Annotated in this window: 13 protein-coding genes; 3 read left to right on the forward strand and 10 right to left on the reverse strand. The window is 70.5% G+C overall.

Going from position 1 to position 16,979, the window contains the following annotated elements:
* Positions 1-3 precede the first annotated feature (3 nt).
* The 4 genes from DVA86_RS03360 to DVA86_RS03375 all read right to left on the reverse strand — a co-directional run bounded on the left by DVA86_RS03360 (position 4) and on the right by DVA86_RS03375 (position 6,530).
* Positions 4-1,575, reverse strand: coding sequence for a hypothetical protein (locus tag DVA86_RS03360; RefSeq protein WP_208875647.1), 1,572 nt, complete (start codon positions 1,573-1,575; stop codon positions 4-6).
* A complete protein-coding gene (locus DVA86_RS03365) occupies positions 1,572-3,164 on the reverse strand; it encodes an acyl-CoA carboxylase subunit beta (protein ID WP_208875649.1) in 1,593 nt (530 codons plus the stop codon). The genes DVA86_RS03360 and DVA86_RS03365 overlap by 4 nt, the downstream gene beginning before the upstream one ends.
* 6 nt (positions 3,165-3,170) lie before the next feature.
* The gene (locus DVA86_RS03370; protein WP_208875650.1) at positions 3,171-4,022 is read right to left on the reverse strand and encodes an AfsR/SARP family transcriptional regulator; all 852 of its coding nucleotides are present in this window, start codon (positions 4,020-4,022) and stop codon (positions 3,171-3,173) included.
* 1,047 nt (positions 4,023-5,069) lie between these two features.
* Positions 5,070-6,530, reverse strand: a complete 1,461-nt coding sequence (locus DVA86_RS03375) for a sulfatase family protein (RefSeq protein WP_208875651.1) — start codon at positions 6,528-6,530, stop codon at positions 5,070-5,072.
* Between the two features lie 286 nt (positions 6,531-6,816).
* Between DVA86_RS03375 and DVA86_RS03380 the strand changes: the two genes are divergently transcribed.
* Both DVA86_RS03380 and DVA86_RS03385 read left to right on the forward strand, forming a co-directional pair.
* Positions 6,817-7,527: a response regulator transcription factor gene (locus DVA86_RS03380; RefSeq protein ID WP_208875652.1), complete on the forward strand. Its 711-nt coding sequence runs from the start codon at positions 6,817-6,819 to the stop codon at positions 7,525-7,527.
* Positions 7,524-9,011 carry a sensor histidine kinase gene (locus DVA86_RS03385; protein ID WP_208875653.1) on the forward strand — a complete coding sequence of 496 codons (1,488 nt, stop codon included), beginning with the start codon at positions 7,524-7,526 and terminating at the stop codon, positions 9,009-9,011. Before DVA86_RS03380 ends, DVA86_RS03385 begins: the two co-directional genes overlap by 4 nt.
* Here the strand turns inward: DVA86_RS03385 and DVA86_RS03390 are convergent.
* The 6 genes from DVA86_RS03390 to DVA86_RS03415 form a co-directional block, all read right to left on the reverse strand.
* Positions 8,917-9,909, reverse strand: coding sequence for a DMT family transporter (locus DVA86_RS03390; protein WP_208875654.1), 993 nt, complete (start codon positions 9,907-9,909; stop codon positions 8,917-8,919). The two genes, DVA86_RS03385 and DVA86_RS03390, sit on opposite strands and share 95 nt — an antisense overlap.
* The gene (locus DVA86_RS03395) at positions 9,906-11,375 is read right to left on the reverse strand and encodes a pyridoxal phosphate-dependent decarboxylase family protein (protein ID WP_208875655.1); all 1,470 of its coding nucleotides are present in this window, start codon (positions 11,373-11,375) and stop codon (positions 9,906-9,908) included. The genes DVA86_RS03390 and DVA86_RS03395 overlap by 4 nt, the downstream gene beginning before the upstream one ends.
* Positions 11,376-11,409: 34 nt before the next feature.
* On the reverse strand, positions 11,410-13,176 hold the full coding sequence (locus DVA86_RS03400) for an NAD(P)/FAD-dependent oxidoreductase (protein WP_208875656.1): 1,767 nt from the start codon (positions 13,174-13,176) through the stop codon (positions 11,410-11,412).
* The gene (locus DVA86_RS03405; protein WP_208875662.1) at positions 13,173-13,895 is read right to left on the reverse strand and encodes a GNAT family N-acetyltransferase; all 723 of its coding nucleotides are present in this window, start codon (positions 13,893-13,895) and stop codon (positions 13,173-13,175) included. The genes DVA86_RS03400 and DVA86_RS03405 overlap by 4 nt, the downstream gene beginning before the upstream one ends.
* Positions 13,895-14,611 (reverse strand): gamma-glutamyl-gamma-aminobutyrate hydrolase family protein, encoded by a 717-nt coding sequence (locus tag DVA86_RS03410; protein WP_208875664.1) that lies wholly within the window; start codon positions 14,609-14,611, stop codon positions 13,895-13,897. The genes DVA86_RS03405 and DVA86_RS03410 overlap by 1 nt, the downstream gene beginning before the upstream one ends.
* A gap of 110 nt (positions 14,612-14,721) precedes the next feature.
* On the reverse strand, positions 14,722-16,125 hold the full coding sequence (locus tag DVA86_RS03415) for an APC family permease (RefSeq protein ID WP_208875666.1): 1,404 nt from the start codon (positions 16,123-16,125) through the stop codon (positions 14,722-14,724).
* Between the two features lie 173 nt (positions 16,126-16,298).
* Here DVA86_RS03415 and DVA86_RS03420 point away from each other — a divergent pair, with 173 nt between their 5' ends.
* The gene (locus DVA86_RS03420; protein ID WP_208875667.1) at positions 16,299-16,979 is read left to right on the forward strand and encodes a GntR family transcriptional regulator; all 681 of its coding nucleotides are present in this window, start codon (positions 16,299-16,301) and stop codon (positions 16,977-16,979) included.

Raw genomic sequence — 16,979 nt, forward strand, 5'->3', positions numbered from 1 at the left:
CGGTCAGCCGCCCGGTGCCGCCGGCCGCAGCTCCGCCACCGGTGCGAGCCGCGCCCCGTCCCGCGGTACGGGCCACAGGCCGTGGCCCGTACCGCCGGCCCGGCGTACCAGCAACTCCCGCCGCACCCGTGCCAGACAGGGGCCGGGCGGCTCCGGGGAGACGCCCAGGCCGAGGTGGCGGGCGACGCGGTGCAGCGCGGCGGTCAGCCAGCAGGATTCGGCCGGGAAGTCCGGACCGCCGTGCGCGTACGCGTTCCACCACACGCCTGTGCAGGCGGTGGCGGCCACCAGGAGCGCGTAGCGGTCCGCGAGTGAACGGGCGTACGGCCCCAGACGACCGGCCGTCCCCAACCGGGCGCACGCCTCGGCCAGTTCGTCGGCGGCCTCGGCCAGCGTGCCCAGCAGACCGGCCAGCGTGCTGCCGCAGCCGGGGTGGGAGCCCACGTCCCCGGCCCCGGCGACGCGTGCCGCCTGCGCGGCCTGCGACGCCAGCAGCGGATCGGGCGCGGTGTGCGCGGGGCGGCTTTCCGCCCCGGCGAGGTTGAGCGGGGGAAGCGCCGCTCCGGGCCGGAACAGCGCCTCCGGAAGCCGGCCGTCCGCGCCGCGGAACGGTCCGCTGCCGCGGGCGCATCCGGGCAGCCGCGCGAGGAGCACGGCACGGGGCGACACTTCCGCCCCGTCCCGCCAGGGCGGCGCCGCCAGGGTCCGCAGCCGGTGCGCGTACCACCGGTGCGGCCGGGCGCTGCCGAGCCGCGCCTCCTCCAGCACCGTGGTCAGGTCGTAGCCGGCCTCCGTCAGCAGCCGTACGCCGACGTACCCGGCCGCCGCCGCACAGGCGGCACTCCAGTGACCGGAAAAATGCACCGCCCGCGCGGCGCAGCGGGCGAGGCAGTCGGTCACCAGCAGATCCAGAAACGCCCCGGTCGCCGCCTCCCCACGGGCGGGTGTCGTCGCGGTGCCCGCCGATGCCGCCCGCAGCGCGTGGTCCAGCAGCCGTTCCAGCCGGGCCCCCACCACCGACGCGTACAGCCCGTGGGTGAACCGGGCGGCAAGCAGGGCGAGTTCCAGGCCGCCGCCCGGTTCACCGACGACCGCCTCCCCGCCGAGCTCGCGGCTCCGCCCCCGCGCAGGCACCTGTCCGGGGCCGAGCAGCAGCACCGAGTGCTCGTACCCCGGTGCACGTGCGCCCAGCCCGCCCGCGCCGTGCCGGGCGGTGACGAGGACGGCCCGGGCACCGGGTGGCACCGGGCCGGCCGTCCGCGACGCGGACAGCAGCAGACCGTCCGTACGCGAGTGGGCGGTGTAGTCGTCGTGCGCCGGGTCACGGCCACCGGCGGGAGCCACGCGGTCGCCCCGCAGCAGCAGCGCGGCCGTGCGCCGCCGCTGCGCCCGGTCACCGCCGGCCCACACCCGTACGGCCGCGGCACAGCCGGCCAGGCCGCGCCCGGCATCGGGCGGCGCGTCCCGTACGAGCGCGGCGCGCACCCTGCGGTGCAGCTCCTCCGCGTGCCGGAGCCGCCCGCCGTCGCCCTCGGGGACGAAGTCGGCCGGCCCCGGTATGCCGGCCCCGGTCACAGGGGGACGTTCCCGTGTTTGCGCTCGGGCAGCCGGCGGTGCTTCTCACGGAGCACGGCCAGCGAGCGGATCAGGACGTGGCGGGTCTCACCGGGGTCGATCACGTTGTCGATCAGCCCCCGTTCCGCGGCGTAGTAGGGGTGCATCAGCTCCGTGCGGTACTGCCGCACCAGCCGGTCGCGGGCTTCCTGCGGGTCCTCGGCCGCGGCGATCTGCCGGCGGAAGACGACGTTGGCGGCGCCCTCGGGGCCCATGACGGCGATCTCGTTGCTCGGCCACGCGAACGACAGGTCGGCACCGAGCGCACGGGAGTCCATGACGATGTAGGCCCCGCCGTACGCCTTGCGCAGCACCAGCGAGATGCGCGGCACGGTCGCGTTGCCGTACGCGTACAGCAGCTTCGCGCCGTGCCGGATGATACCGCCGTGCTCCTGCGCCACCCCGGGCAGGAAGCCGGGCACGTCGACCAGGGTCACCAGCGGGATGTTGAAGCTGTCGCAGATCGAGACGAACCGCGCGCACTTCTCGCTCGCGGCGATGTCCAGCACGCCCGCGAGCACACTCGGCTGGTTCGCCACGATGCCGACGACATGCCCGTCGAGCCGGGCGAGGGCGCAGACGGCGTTCGCCGCCCAGTTCTCGTGGATCTCCAGGAACTCGCCGTCGTCCACGATCGTTTCGATCACCTCACAGACGTCGTACGTCTGCCGCGGTGAGTCGGGGACGAGCTCCAGCAGCGCGTCCGTACGGCGGTCCGGCGGGTCGGCGCTGGGCACGACGGGCGGCAGCTGCCGGTTGTTGGCGGGCAGCAGCGAGAGCAGCTGCCGGACGTCCGCCAGGCAGGCGCGTTCGGAGTCGACGGCGAAGCCCGCCACGCCGGAGGTGTGGGCGTGGGCCACCGCCCCGCCCAGGTCCTCCTGGCTGATGCGTTCACCGGTGACGGTCTCGATCACATCGGGCCCGGTGAGGAACATCTGGGAGCTGCCGCGCACCATGAACACGAAGTCGGTGAGCGCCGGCGAGTACGCGGAGCCCCCCGCGCAGGGCCCGAGGATCACGCTGATCTGCGGGACGACTCCCGACAGGGCCACGTTGCGCGCGAAGATGCCGCCGTAGCCGGCGAGGGCGGTGACTCCCTCCTGAATCCGCGCGCCCGCCCCGTCGTTGAGGCTGACCAGCGGCGCACCCGCGGTGGCGGCCATGTCCATCACCTTGTGCACCTTGGCGGCGTGCGCCTCACCGAGCGTGCCGGCGAACACGCGGAAGTCGTGGGCGTAGGCGAACACCCGGTTCCCGTGCACCGTTCCCCAGCCGGTGACGACACCGTCGCCGTCCGGCCTGCGGTCCTCCAGACCGAAGCCCGTGGCCCGATGCCGGCGCAGCGGCTCGATCTCCTGGAAGGAGCCCTTGTCGAAGAGGAGGTCGAGCCGTTCCTCCGCGGTCAGCTTGTCCTTCGCGTGCTGCTTCCGGGTCGCCTCGGCGGTCGGGCCCGCGCTCGGATTCCTTCTGCGCCAGTGCAGTTCGGCGGTCAGCCGCGCCAGACCGGTGTCCACCGTGGTCGCGTCGCCGTGGTCGCCGCGTGTGGTCATACCGGCTCACCTCGTGGCGGCGAAGAGAGGGGTACCGGCCGCGCTGCCGTACCGCGGTGCCGCCGCGACCTGCTCGGGGGAGAAGCGGCTCTGAGCGGGCTCCCCGACGAGTACGGCCTGGTGTATCTCCCGTAACGGAGCCGACGGTTCCAGACCCAACTCCCGGGAGAGCGCCTCGCGTAGCTGTTGATACGCGGCCAGGGCCCGCCAAGAGCAGCCCGCGCGCTGGAGGGCGACCATCAGCTGGGCGCAGAGGCTCTCGTTGAGCGGGTACTGCGCAACCAGCATCTGGAGTTCCGGGACGAGCGAGGTGTGCCGGCCGATGTGGATGTCGGCATCGATCCGCTGCTGTAAGACGGACATACGGCTCTCGTTCATGCGGAGCGTCTCGAACTGCAGCACGTTGCCTACCCGGACGTCGACCAGGGCCGGCCCCCGCCACATGGTGAGGGCCGCGCTGAACCGGTCCGAGGCGAGCCGGTGGTCACCTGATTCCGCGGCCAGGCGGCCGGATTCGACGAGGCGATCGTAAGCCAGATAGTCGAGCTGCCCGGAACCGAGCCGCAGTGTATAACCGCCCTGCTCCGTCACCAGTATGTCTTTTGCCACGCGGGCGTCACCGTGCCCGAGCGCGCGGGATATCTTGCGGCGGAGCTGGAGGACATACGTTTGCAGGATGGAGGACGCACTCTTGGGCGGGGACTCTCCCCAGATCTCGTCCATGAGGCTGGAAACGGTGACCACGCGGTCGGCTTGTATGCACAGTAGGGCCAGCAACTGCCGGAGCTTTGTGGCCGTCGGCATGATGGGGACTTCGCCTTCGATGACACTGAGTGGCCCGAGCACCTTGATTTCCACTGCTGGCTCTCCTTCGGTCATGCCAGTGGCCTGTGAGTCGAGGGGGTATGGCGCGCCGGAAAGGAGTTCCGGGACCGGCGTGCGCACACAGAAATCGCGAGGTGTCGAATACTTTCGCTCGGTCGCGGCCAAGGGCATACACCCTGTTCTCCGCCGACAGCCGCAGACCGGATTAGAGCGGCGTGACCTGCAGGTACGGCACAACTCCGGCTCACCTGGGACGACAGGGAATGCGGATGGGGAACGTCCGGGGCGAATGCGGCAGGAGTGTGCCTAGCGACAGAAGTGCGGCGGGGGAGAAATGCGGGCGCGCACCGGGTGGATTTTCCACCTTTGCGTCGGCCCTGCCATGTCCACTGGCCGTTTGCGATTACTCACATATGTTCGCACAGAAGTATGGCCCCCGTTCCAGCGTCACTGCGTCACGATACGTGTTTTACGGCAAACAAGCGAGTGGTGCATGCGGTGAAGTTAAACAATGTTCTTGAGTTCGTGTCAAGTGTGCCGGGATCGTTGCCTATAAAACTTCTCGGCGGTGGGTGGCGTTTCCCGACGGTTTGCAATATTCGCGTGCTCTGGGGCGGCAGCTTGTGTAATTCCCGGTAAAGAAAGGATCGCACGAATGCGCAGTACGCCCCGCGGTGTTACTCGGCCGACTCGCCGAAGTTACGTTCCTCCGGTCGGCAGTGAGCGGCGCCGGCCGATTCGTGGAACATCACATTCTGAATTGCGGCGATCGGCCTCCTTGTGGCCAGGGTTCCCGGTGCGGGACCATGACGAAAGAAGCGAAAGATGCGTGTACTGGCGATCTTGAGGTGACATCGCACGGTGCCCCCGGGGATGTGGGGCTGAGTGCGACAGGCACCGGCAGCGCGGTGGGTGGGCGCGCTGTACGGTACTGTACCGTACAGCTGTACGTGTGGCCACCCCCTTGCCGTACGGCGCCCACCCGGCTCCGATGCTCAAGTGCCCCGGCGGGAGCCGGTGTTCACCGGTGCCCGCGCCGGTCGGCGCCCGGCGCCGACCGGGTCCCCCGGACCGTGTTCCCTACGCCGGGTCCGGATAGGGCAGCAGGGTGGCGTTCACCTGCTCCCAGGCGGACTTGAGCTCGGCGAGCAGCCCGGGTTCGTGCGCCGACCGGTCGGCGCACTCGCCTGGGTCCCGCTCCAGGTCGAACAGCACGTCCTTGCCGTGGTTCGGCGGAAGCTTCGCGGTGGCCGCCCGATGGTACTTCCACTTGCCGCGGCGCAGCGCGCGCTCGGTCCTCAGCCGCCAGAACAGGTCCCGCCGCGGGGCGTCCTCGCCGCGCAGCAGATAGCCGGCGAGACTGGCGCCGTCCAGCGGTGCGGCCGGGTCGGGGGGCGCGCCGGCGACTTCCAGCAGCGTCGCGGTCCAGTCGTGGGTGACGACCGGTACGCCGCTGACCTGGCCGCCGTCGATCCGGGCCGGCCACCGCAGGACGTTCGGCACCCGTATCCCGCCCTCCTGCAGCGTCGACTTCATGCCCGTGAGCGGCCAGCTGCCGGAGAAGCGTTCGCCGCCGTTGTCGCTGCAGAACACGACGAGGGTGTCGGCCGCCTGCCCCGACTTCTCCAGCTGCCGCACCAGTTCGCCGACGGACCGGTCCATGTCCTCCACCAGCTGCCGGTACGTGTCCAGCGTGCCGCCGTCGAAGTGCGCGAGAACGTACCGGGACTGCTCCGGCGGCAGTTCGCGCATGAGCTTCTCCAGCCGGGCGGCCTCCTGCGTGTCGCCCTCGGCGATCCAGGGCCAGTGCGGGGTGGTGAAGTTGAGGTTCAGCAGCCACGGCCGCGTGTGGTCGCGCGCGAGGAACTCGCTCGCCCGCTCCGTCAGGATCCGCGTGTAGTAGCGCAGGTCCTCGTACGGGGTTTCGCCCTCGTACAGGTCGTAGCTGCCGTCCATGGTGAGCTTCGAGTAGTACTCCAGCGCTCCCGTGAAGTTCCCGAAGAATTCGTCCCAGCCGGACTTCGTGGGGGAGTGGTCCGGCAGCGAGCCGCAGTGCCACTTGCCGATCATCGCGGTCGTATAGCCGGCGTCCCGCAGCAGGGAGGCGAGCGTGGGGTGACCGGGCTCCAGGCCCACGGAGCCGTCGCCGATGGGCTCTTCCAGGCCGGCTCTCACCCGCCCCGGGTAGCGCCCGGTGTACAGGCTGATCCGGGTGGGCGAGCAGGTCGACGAACCCGCGTAGGCGTCGGTGAACCGGACGCCCTGGGCGGCCAGTTCGTCGAGGTGGGGGGTCTTGATGTGCGGCGACCCGTAGCAGGAGAGATCGGCCCAGCCGAGGTCGTCACCGAAAACGAAGAGAATGTTGGGGCGCCGGGACCGCCGCCCTGGTGCTGCCCGGAACGGTTGCTCCGCGGCGTTCACCGGTGCCCCGGACGCGGCGTGAGCGGCGGGCGCGGGTACGCCGGCCACGGCCGCGGCGGCCCCGGCTCCGACGGCGCCGCCGAACGCGCGGCGGGACAGCTTGTGTTCGGACACTGACATGGGTTCGCTCCTTTGCCGGGCAGGCGCTGCCGCGGCCGTGCCCGTGAGGCGGAGGGTGAGGCAGGGGTGGTGCGGCGATGAGGCCCGCCCGCTCGAAGGTCGCGGGTGCCGTACGCACCTCGCTCTGGCGGCTGCCCCTCGCCCGACCGACGTTAGGGCGTCCACCGGCGGAATCGGCCCGAGGGCGTGAACCGTCAGGAAACCGTCAAGTACGGCGCGAGCCTTCCGCCAAGTGGCCCTGCTTTCATGACGTCTTGACGCCCCCGGACGGAAGCGAGCTGTGACCATGTGCGCCACGAACTCCCCGGACACCGTCCTCGTCGTCGAGGACGACCCCAGCATTCGCGATCTGCTGGCCTCGGCGCTGCGCTTCGCGGGCTTCGACGCCCGCTTCGCCGAGGACGTCCCCCAGGCCCTCGGCAGCCTGGCCCGACACACCCCGGACGTCGTCGTCCTGGACGTGGGACTGCCCGGCGGGAACGGCTTCGAGGTCCTCCAGCTGATCCGCTCACGCGGCGTCACCACGCCCGTGCTGTTCCTGACCGCCAGAGACTCCGTCGAAGACCGGGTCAGGGGGCTGCGGCTCGGCGGCGACGACTACGTCACCAAGCCGTTCAGCGTCGTCGAGGTCAGCGCCCGCCTCCAGGCCTTGATCCGGCGCGCACGCGGCAGCGCCGGCCCGGCGGCCGACGACGGTGTGCTGCGCTACGCCGGCCTGGAACTCGACGACCGGCGCCACACCGTGCACCGCGACGGCGAGGCGATCGACCTGTCGCCCACCGAGTTCCGCCTGCTGCGGTATCTGCTGTCCCACTACGACCACGTACTGACCCGCTCTCAGATACTGGAAGCGGTCTGGCAGTACGACTTCGGCGGCGACTCCGTCGTAGTGGAACGCTTCGTGTCCAACCTGCGCCGCAAGCTCGACCACGGCCGCGAACCGCTGATCCACACGGTCCGCGGCATCGGCTACAGCCTGCACCGCCCCACCGCATGAACCGGACCCCCCTTGCCGCGCCGCCCCGGCCCCGCCGGGCAGTCACCATCCGCGTCCGGATCCTGGCCGGCGTCCTCGTGCTGCTGGCCGCGGGGGTCATCGGCAACTCCGTCGCCGGCGCTCTGACACTCCGCCACTACCTGGAAGACCGGGGCGAAGACGCCCTGCGGGACTCCGGCGACCGCGTCCACGAGGTGCTGGCCAGAGGCCCGCACACGCTCAACGACGGACAGTTGGCGGCCCTGGCCGCGCCGGTCCTCGGCATCACCGTCGTCGGGCGGGACGGGACCGTCGTCGACCACGTCGGCGACGACGTGCCGGATGCCGTCAACGAACTGACCGCCGACCGGCCCGACCAGGTCGTCACCCTCACCGACCACCCGTCCGTGCCGGACCTGATCGCGCGCCGCATCCCCACCAGCGGCCTGACCGCCGGCACGGCGAACGGAGAGGTGAGCGTCTCCGCCCTCGTCCTCACCGTACGTACGGACGTCGACCGGATGACCGTCGCCGACTTCATCTCGCGCCAGGCCGGCAGCGTCGGCATCACCCTCGTACTGGCCTCCGTCACCGCGCTGCTGATCCTGAAGTTCGGGCTGCGGCCGCTGAAGCAGATGGCCGACGCCGCCGACGCCATCGCCTCGGGCGCGCGCGAAGAGCGCCTGCCCACGTACAGCAGACGCAGCGAGACCGACCGCCTCGCCCTCGCGGTCAACGAGGCCTTCGACGTCCAGGTCCGCGCGGAGGACAATCTCCGCAGCTTCGCCGCCGACGCCTCGCACGAGCTGCGCACCCCGCTGGCGACCGTCTCCGGCTGGCTCGACCTCTACCACCAGGGCGGTCTCACCGACCCCGGCGACCTGGACCGGGCACTGGAACGAGTCGACGGCGAGGTCGGACGCATGCGCCTGCTCGTCGAGGAACTCTCCCTGCTCGCCCGCCTGGACGCCGGCCGCCCCCTCGACTCCGCACCCGTAGACCTGCGCCGGCTCGCCGCGGACGTCGTCCAGGACGCCCAGGTCATCGCCCCCGGCCGCACCGTACGCCTGCACGCGCCCCGGCCCGTCCACGTGGCCGGCGACGGGCCCCGGCTCCAGCAGGTACTCAACAACCTCATCGGCAACGCGACCCAGCACACCCCGGCCGGCGCGGCGATCGACGTCTCCCTCGAGGAGTCGGGCGGTCGTGCCGTCATCCGGGTGGCCGACGACGGACCGGGAATCGCGTCCGAGGACCTGCCCCACGTGTTCGACCGGTTCTGGCGCGCCGGCACCAGCCGCGGCAACGCCCGCGGCGGATCGGGCCTCGGCCTGGCGATCGTCCAGGCCGTGGTGCACGCTCACCACGGAACCGTGGACATCACCTCACCACCCGGAGACGGCACCACCGTCACCGTCGTACTCCCCGTGCCGGAGCCGGTGCCGGGCCCGGGGCAGGGGGCCGTACCCGGGCGAGGGCGTACACGCACAGCACGACGCCGGTGATGACCAGCAGCCCGCCGCAGAGTTCGGACACGGTGGGGGTGCGCTGGTCCCACAGCAGGTAGAAGAAGGCTCCGAACACCGCCTCCATGCCGATGATCGGCCCCATCACCGTGGACGGCAGGCGCTTCGACGCGATGTTCCAGAACCAGGTGGCACACCAGGACCCCAGCACCGCGAGCGCCACGCACCACATCGCGAACGGCCACAGCGCGTCGAAGCCGGCGAACGGGGAGGCACCGTCGGCGGATTCGGCCACCGGCAGCAGCACCAGGGAGCCGGCGAAGGCGGCCAGGCCGATGCAGGCGGTCCAGGTCGCGTTGTCGACGGCGGGTCCCGCGCGTCGGATGAGGATCTTGTTGACGATGACGAAGTACGACCACGCCAGGCAGGCGGCGAAGCCCAGTGCCGCGCCGATGAGCGCTTCCCGCCGGCCGCCGTCCGTGCCGAACGAGCCGGCGCTGCCGTTCACCAGGAACAGTCCGGTCGAGATGACGGCCAGCGGCAGCAGGCAGTGCCGCCACGGCAGCACCTTCTCGATGAGGTTGGAGGCCAGCATGACCATGACGGGGATCAGCCCGGTCATGGCCGAGGCGAGGACGCCGCCGCCGACGGACGCGGACATCGACAGCAGCAGATAGAAGCCGATGTACCCCACAATGCCCAGGTGCGCCGCGCCGGCGGCACGGCGCGGGCCGAGCGCGCGGAGCCGGTCGAGCCGGGTTGCCAGGACGGCGGCCGACATCAGCCCGAAGACGGCGTACCGGCCCAGCACGAGGTAGTAGACGTTCACCGGGTCGACGGCGGCGGGCCCCAGAAAGGTGAACCCCCAGAGGGCGGTCGCCACGAGCGCCGCCGACAGCCCCGCGAGTACGCGTGTACGTGGTACGTGCTCCCTCACCGCGCCGCCACACGCAGGTCGTCGCCGGCCGAGAGGACCTGCTCGACGAGGAAGTCGAAGTCGGCCTCGGTCGACCTGTGGTTGTTGTTGGCCACGCGGATCACGAACTTCCGGTCGAGCACCGTATGGGACGGCATCGCGAGGCCCTCCACCTGAAGCCTGGACAGGATCCCCTGGTTGACGCGGTTGAGTTCGTCCAGGGTGGCGCCGGGCCAGACGTAGCGGAAGCACACGATGTTGAGGTCGCTGCGGGAAACGGTCTCCAGGCGGTCGGAGGCGTCGGCCAGGCTCGTCAGATACGCGGTCTGGTCGATGTTCCCCTTGATCGTGTCGGCGAAGGCCCCGACCCCGTGCGTCTTGAGCGCGAACCACGCCTTGAGCGCCCGGAACCGCCTGGACTGCTCGATCCCGCGGTCCGCGAAGGCCAGCGGGTACGAGGCCGGGCCCTGCGACGTACGGCTGATGTAGTCCGCGCCGGAGCTGAACGCGTCCTCGAGGGCGCCGGGCTGTCTGACGAGGACACAGCTGATGTCGAACGGCAGGTACAGCCACTTGTGCAGGTCGAAGACGAGGGAGTCGGCCTCGTTCATGCCTGCCAGCAGCGGCCGGTGCGTCCCGAGCAGCTGGGCGAACGCCCCGAACGCGCCGTCGACGTGGAACCAGAGGTCCTCGTCCCGCGCCACGGAGAGCAGCTCGTCGAGGGGGTCGACGGCCCCGGTGTTGACGGTGCCCGCGTTCCCCACCACGCAGAGCGGGCGGAGCCCGGCTTCGCGGTCCCGCCGGATGGCGGCGCGCAGGGCGGTGACGTCCGTCCGGTAATCCCCGTCGACGGGGATCTGCCGGAAGTGCCGGCCTCCGATGCCGAGCAATTCGACTGCCTTCTCGACGGAGTGGTGGGTCTCGGTCGAACCGTAGACCGTGAACTGTGTTCCGGCCAGGAGGGCGCCCTGTTCGCGTATGTCCGTTTCGCCGGTGTGCGCCTGGCGGGCGGCGGCGAGGCAGATGATCTGTCCCATCGACGCGCCGCTGGTCAGCACTCCCGAGCCGGTGTCCGGCCAGCGCATGATCTGCTTCAGCCACGCGAGCACCTGCTGCTCGACCATCATCGCGGCGTTCTCGCCCGAGCCGAGCGTGCAGTTGACGACGGACGCGAGGAAGTCGGCGTACGCCGCCACGGGTATCCCCGAGCCGTTGGCCCACCCCCAGAACCGGGGGTGGATGTTGCCGCGGGGGTACGGCAGGACCGTGGCGCGGAACTCCTCGTACACGTCCTCCATCGGTGCGCCGGACTCCGGTAAGCCGCCGGCGAGGGAGTCCCGTACGTCCTGGGGGACCGGTTGCCATACGGGCCTGTCCCGGAGCCCCGCCATGTAGTCGGCCATGTCGTCGACGATGCGCTTTCCCAGGGCCCGGAACTCTTCCCAGTCCGCGGGGTCGAGCGGAGCGGTCTGATCGTGGGGGAGCACGGTGGCTTCCTTCCGTGAGTGGTGAGGTCCGCCGTCACTCGCCGGTACGGGCGGTGCAGGCGAAGGCGGAGAAGCGCTCGGGGGCGTAGAGGGCGTGCATCGGGTGGTGCTCTCCGCCGAGAGAGGCGAGTACGGCGCGGGCGATCGCCGGCGCCTGGGCGAAACCGCCGGTGTTGTGGCCGCCGTTGATGACGAAGGCCTGCCCGTGCGCCGTCGTCTCCTCGTGGTGGAGTCCGAGCGACGTCGCGGTCCACGGCCTGACACACCACTTGAAGTGGTAGTTGTCGGCGGCGTGCGAGGACTCCGGAAGGCCGTCCCGGTCGGGGAAGAGCCGTTCGATGGTGTCGGCGATGCCGCGCTGGACCGCGCTGAGCTGCCGGCTGTCGGCACAGGCGGTTGCCCCGGTGTAGCCGTAGCCGGAGCCGACGACGAGCGTCTGCCTGCCGTCCGCGTCCACCGCGACGGTCACGTTGGCGTCCTCGGTGACATGACCCCTGCGGCCGACCTTGAGCGAATGCGCGAGCCGCGCGCCCTCGTTGCTGAGCCGCGTCCAGCCGCCGAGCACCCCGTGGATCTTTCCCTGGCAGGGGGAGCCCTCGACCAGAGCGCGGCCGTAGACGCCGGGTGAGGCGATGACGTGCGCGGTCCCGGGTATCGGGACGGTGCAGTCGAAGCCGGTCACTTCCCCGGAGCCGCCGCGCCGGACTCCGAGCACGTCGCTGTTCCAGCGGAACACCACACCGCGGGCTTCGAGGAAGGAGATGAGCCGGCGTGAGAACCGGTGTATCCCCACCGTGAAGCCGGGCACGAGGAATCCGCCGACGAGCGTTCCGTTGTCCAACGGGCGGGCCAGGGCGGGGAATTCGACCGACAGTTCCGCCGCCGTCGGCTCACGGGAGACAGCGCCGAGAGCACGGTGCCGGGCCAGCGCGGACTCGTAGTGTGCGGGGTCGTCGTAGACACGCAGAATGCCCTCGGTGAGAACGACGTCCTCGAAGAGCCCGGGGTGCTCGCTCCGCAGATCCGCCCACTCGTGGAACGCCTCGGCGGTGAACGCGAAGATGTCCTGGGTGTACGTGCGGGCCAGCCACGACGGAACGCTTTCGAAGGTGTCGATCCACGCCTGCTCCTCGTGGGACAGCGGCCGGTCTCCGGTGGCGAGCCAGCCCGCCTTCTCAATCGGCAGGCGGAAGTAGCTCGGTGGGGCCCCGTGGAAGTCCTTGTTGTTGTAGTTGTCCATCTCGGTGAAGGTGAACATGCGGGCGTCGTCGCCGGCGTGAGTGCAGCCGTAGCGGCGCCAGTCCTCGCCGCCCGGGTCGGGGGACCGGTCGAGTACGGTCACGTGGTAACCGGCCCGGCACAGATAGAGCGCCGTCACCAGATTGACGATGCCCGCCCCGATGAGTACGGCTTCCCGGCTCTCCGGACGGGGCGGTAACGGCCGTACGGGCGCGTGGCGGAGAGTGAACCGCCGCTCGATGCGGCCCAGCGACGCCGCGATCGATTCGAGAGAGGTGTCGTTCTGCGTGAACTCGTGGATTTCCGGCGGTAAGGATAAGTCGGGGATTCCGGTCACGTAGGCGACGTACTTGTCCCCGTCTCCGTACGTGGACCAGCGCCGCAGAAGTGACGCGTGCGGACGTCTCGGCGCGATCAGCGCGTCCGCGCGGTGGGTGAGAAGGGCCTCCAGCACTCCGCCGTCGGACGCGGTGTTCAGGGCGGGCGCGTATACGACATTGCCCGACAGGAGGAAGTCGGAGGTCTCCAGATCGGGACTGGGAATGGTGACGAGAATTCTCAACGGGGGCCGCCTTCCGTGCCTGGCGTGGCGATTGACTCGCAGCGGATGCCGTACGGCAGCGGGCAGCGCCGCATGCGCAGGCTCGCGCCGTCCCGCTCGTGGTGCTCGATGCCGGTGCCGGTCCAGCCGGCGTCAAAGGCGCGTTCAAGCTCGCTGACAGCGTCGAGGCCGATGTGCCGCTCATCCCCGCCGTCGGGCATTGCCGGCCAGTCCGCGGGAGTGGGGCGGTAGAAGAGGAACCGGAGCCTGCCGCCGAACTTCCGGACCAGCCGGAACGGCCGGAAACCCGTCTCGAGCAGCGATCTGACGCCGTGTGGATTGTTCGGCGAGCTGGTCGCGAACAAGTGCCTGATCTCCGTCTCGGACAGATCCGCCAGCGCTCTCGCGTTCATCAGCCGCGCGAGCCCGTGGCCGCGCCATTCCGGCAGGACGGCCACGGTGTCCCAATGCCCCACGTACGGGTATTCCGCGGATGGCAGCGGAGTGTCCTTCGCCAGATTGAAGTCACGGCCGCGCGGGAAATACACGATCCGGTAGGCGACGGTCTCGGCGCCGTGTGTCACGGCGTAGCACTTTCCGCCGCCGCCGAGGCAGTACGAGACGAATTCGGGGGTGCTGAGCTGGAAGATGCCCGGATCGTCGAGGGACGACCGTACGCGCTCCTGCAGGTCCAGGATGAGGCCGAGATCCGCCGGGGCCAGGGGCCGTAAGCGGAACATCAGGATGTTCCCGCGGCGGCTGCCACGAAGGCCGATATCAACGGGTCCGGTTCGCCTCCGTCCGCGTCCGCGGGAAGCTCCGGGTGCCAGAGGACGCCCACGACCCAGGCGCTTCCGGGGAGTTCGAGGGCCTCGATGAGGGAGTCGTCGGAGCGGGCGGTCACTCGCCACGGGGAGGCGCCGGGCTCCTGCTCGGCGAGCCCTTGATGGTGGTACGAGGTGACCTCGACGGCCTGCTTGCCGTACGCGAGGGCGACTCTGCCGTCCTCGGCGAGGTTCACGTAGTGCCGCGATGTCTCGGTGACCGATACGCGGTGGGTGACAACACCGCCGTTGACGTCCGGGATATGGGGTAACAGCGGGCCGTCCGTGGCGGCGTACAGGATCTGGCAGCCGCGGCAGATGCCGAGAACGGGTGTCCCCGACTCCAGCGCCGCCTTCGTCAGCCGGAGTTCGAACCTGTCGCGGACCGGTTGGTACGCGTATCCGGTCTGCCGCGTCGTGCCCGTGCAGTGGGCCGGGTCGATGTCCTCGCCGCCGGTCAGCATTATCCCGTCGACAAGCGATAAGTAAGGTTCGCAGAGAGCGTCGTCGGTGCACGGGATGACGACGGGTAAGCCGCCCGCCCGTACGACGTGGTCGATGTAGCCCTGGTGAATGCAGTGGCTCTGTACGGAGGTGCGGAATCGCGACGTGATTCCGATGCGCGGTTTCATGTCAGTCTCCTGAAAACGGCGATCAGGTCGGCGGCCGGTGGTGTCAGCGGTCGGGTCCGGCCGTCAGCGGTCTGCGTTCAGCGGTTGTGGTCAGCGTGAGCGTTGAGCGGTCAGCGGGATTCCACTGCCGCGATGAGGCGCTCTTCCGCGTCGGCGCCGGGTGCGATCCGGGGCAGCCGCGCCAGGAAGAACGCTCCGGCCAGCCACCAGGCGCCGACAATGACCCACTCCGACGGCCACTTCAGCTCGGCGGGCATGCCGGGGAGGTAGAGCACGGCCAGGCCCAGGGTGAGTACGAGCGCGGCGGCACCCGTCGGCGAGCCACCGGGTGTGCGGAACGGCCGTTCCATCGCGGGGTCCCGGCGGCGCAGCAGGAGGAAGGACACGACGACCACGAGGTAGCCGATCACGATGTTGATGCCGCCGGCGTCGACCAGCCACACGAGCATCGGCTGCCCGAAGAAGGGGGCGACGACGGACAGGGCGCCGATGAAGAGGACCGCGTTGGCGGGCGTACGGAAGCGGGGGTGGAGCCTGCCGAACCACCTCGGCAGCATGCCGGAGACCGCCATCGCGTAGATGAGCCGGCTGCCGCCGATGAGGAAGGCGTTCCAGCTCGTCAGGATGCCCGCCACACCGCCGATGATCAGCAGGTTGCCCATCGTCTGGCTGCTCCACAGCGCCGTCATGGCATCGGCCGAGGCGAGTTCGGAGTCCGCCAGGGCGGCGGGGGTCATTCCGGACGCCACGGTCAGCATGATGAGGACGTACCACGCGGTCGCGCACAGCACGGAGACGACCAGCAGCTTGCCGATCTGCCGGTAGGGGAGGTTGATCTCGGCGGCCGACTGCGGGATGACGTCGAAGCCGACGAAGAGGAACGGCACGGCGGTCAGCACGAGGAAGATCCCCTCCGCGCCCCCGGTGAACCACGGCCCCATGTCCTCCGACGATCCGCCGCGGAACGAGCCGAAAAGCAGCGCCGCACCCGTGCACAGGAGGACGAGCACGGCGATCGTCTGGAACACGCTGGCCGGCCGTACGCCCACGTAGTTCAGCGCGGTGACGGCCACCGCCGCCACGACGCCGACGGCCACCCAGCTGGCGTGCACGTCGTAGTCGGCGACGGTCCACAGGTGCCCGGTGAGCATGTCGGGGAAGAGGTACAGCATCGTCTGCGGCAGCGCCACGGCCTCGAAGGCCACCACGGACACATAGCCCAGTACCAGGGCCCAGGACGCGACGAAGGCACCGCGTGCGCCGAGGGCCCGCAGCGCGTAGTTGTGCTCGCCGCCCGCGTGCGGCATCGCCGAGACCAGCTCGGCGTACACGAGACCGATCAGCGTGACGATGCCGCCGCCGACGAGGAACGCCAAGGCCGCACCGCCCGGCCCGGCGTCGCCGAGGAACTCCGAGGTGAGCACGACCCAGCCGAAGCCGATCATCGCGCCGAAGGCCAGCGCCAGGACGTCGGCCCTGCCCAGTACCCGCAGAAAGCCGCTGCTCTGTGTCATGGGGCGAGGTGTCATGGGGCGAGCCCTTTCCGCCTGCGCGGCCTCGACTTGTCGATACGTGACGGTCAGGTGGAACGGCGCCTGTGCGGGGGCGCCGTGACGGGGGCGCCAGCGATGCGCAACTGTAGGACAGTTGCGCTGTCGAACGCTAGGGCATCGTTACGATGGCCGCCATGACAGCTCTCGACGGACTTGTCACCCGCAGGACAACCACCGCTCAGCAGCTGGCAGACGGCCTTTCCGAGCGCATACTCGCCGGGGCGTTCCGCCCCGGCGAGCGCCTGCGGGAGAGCGCCATCGCGGCCGAGCTCGGCATCGCGCGCAACACCGTCCGCGAGGCGGGGCGCCTGCTCGAACTCGGAGGACTCGTACGGTTCGAGGTCAACCACGGCGCGATGGTCATTTCACTGACCCGCGAATCCGTCGACGAGCTCTACACGGCGCGCGACCGCCTGGAGCGGGCGGCGCTGGCCACCCCTCTGCACGGCGACGGGCTGGCCCGCGTGGAGGCGGCCTTCGACGGCTTCGTCAACGAGACGGCCTCACGGGACCGGGCACGCATCGTGGCCGCCGATCTGTCCTTCCACGCGGCGGTCGTCGCGACCCTCGGGAGCGGCCGGATCGACGCGTTCTACTCCGTGCTGACCAGGGAACTGCGCTTCTACCTGATGGCGATCTCCGCCCACGACCGGGAGTTCGAGCACCCGGACAAGCTGATCGCGGAACACGAGCCGCTGATGGACGCCGTACGCGCGGGCGACTGCGTACGCGCCCAGCGTGAGGCCGGCCACCACATCGCCTCCAACGCGGAACGGGTGCGGAAGGTGCTGGCGGCCTGCGACGGCGGGGCCTGA

This window comes from Streptomyces armeniacus (assembly GCF_003355155.1).
Taxonomy (GTDB): domain Bacteria; phylum Actinomycetota; class Actinomycetes; order Streptomycetales; family Streptomycetaceae; genus Streptomyces; species Streptomyces armeniacus.

Excerpts from the sequence above, each read along its gene's own strand:
- DVA86_RS03365 (WP_208875649.1), bottom strand. The coding sequence starts at position 3,164 with ATGACCACACGCGGCGACCACGGCGACGCGACCACGGTGGACACCGGT.
- DVA86_RS03375 (WP_208875651.1), bottom strand. The coding sequence starts at position 6,530 with ATGTCAGTGTCCGAACACAAGCTGTCCCGCCGCGCGTTCGGCGGCGCC.
- DVA86_RS03380 (WP_208875652.1), top strand. The coding sequence starts at position 6,817 with ATGTGCGCCACGAACTCCCCGGACACCGTCCTCGTCGTCGAGGACGAC.
- DVA86_RS03385 (WP_208875653.1), top strand. The coding sequence starts at position 7,524 with ATGAACCGGACCCCCCTTGCCGCGCCGCCCCGGCCCCGCCGGGCAGTC.
- DVA86_RS03405 (WP_208875662.1), bottom strand. The coding sequence starts at position 13,895 with ATGTTCCGCTTACGGCCCCTGGCCCCGGCGGATCTCGGCCTCATCCTG.
- DVA86_RS03410 (WP_208875664.1), bottom strand. The coding sequence starts at position 14,611 with ATGAAACCGCGCATCGGAATCACGTCGCGATTCCGCACCTCCGTACAG.
- DVA86_RS03415 (WP_208875666.1), bottom strand. The coding sequence starts at position 16,125 with ATGACACAGAGCAGCGGCTTTCTGCGGGTACTGGGCAGGGCCGACGTC.
- DVA86_RS03420 (WP_208875667.1), top strand. The coding sequence starts at position 16,299 with ATGACAGCTCTCGACGGACTTGTCACCCGCAGGACAACCACCGCTCAG.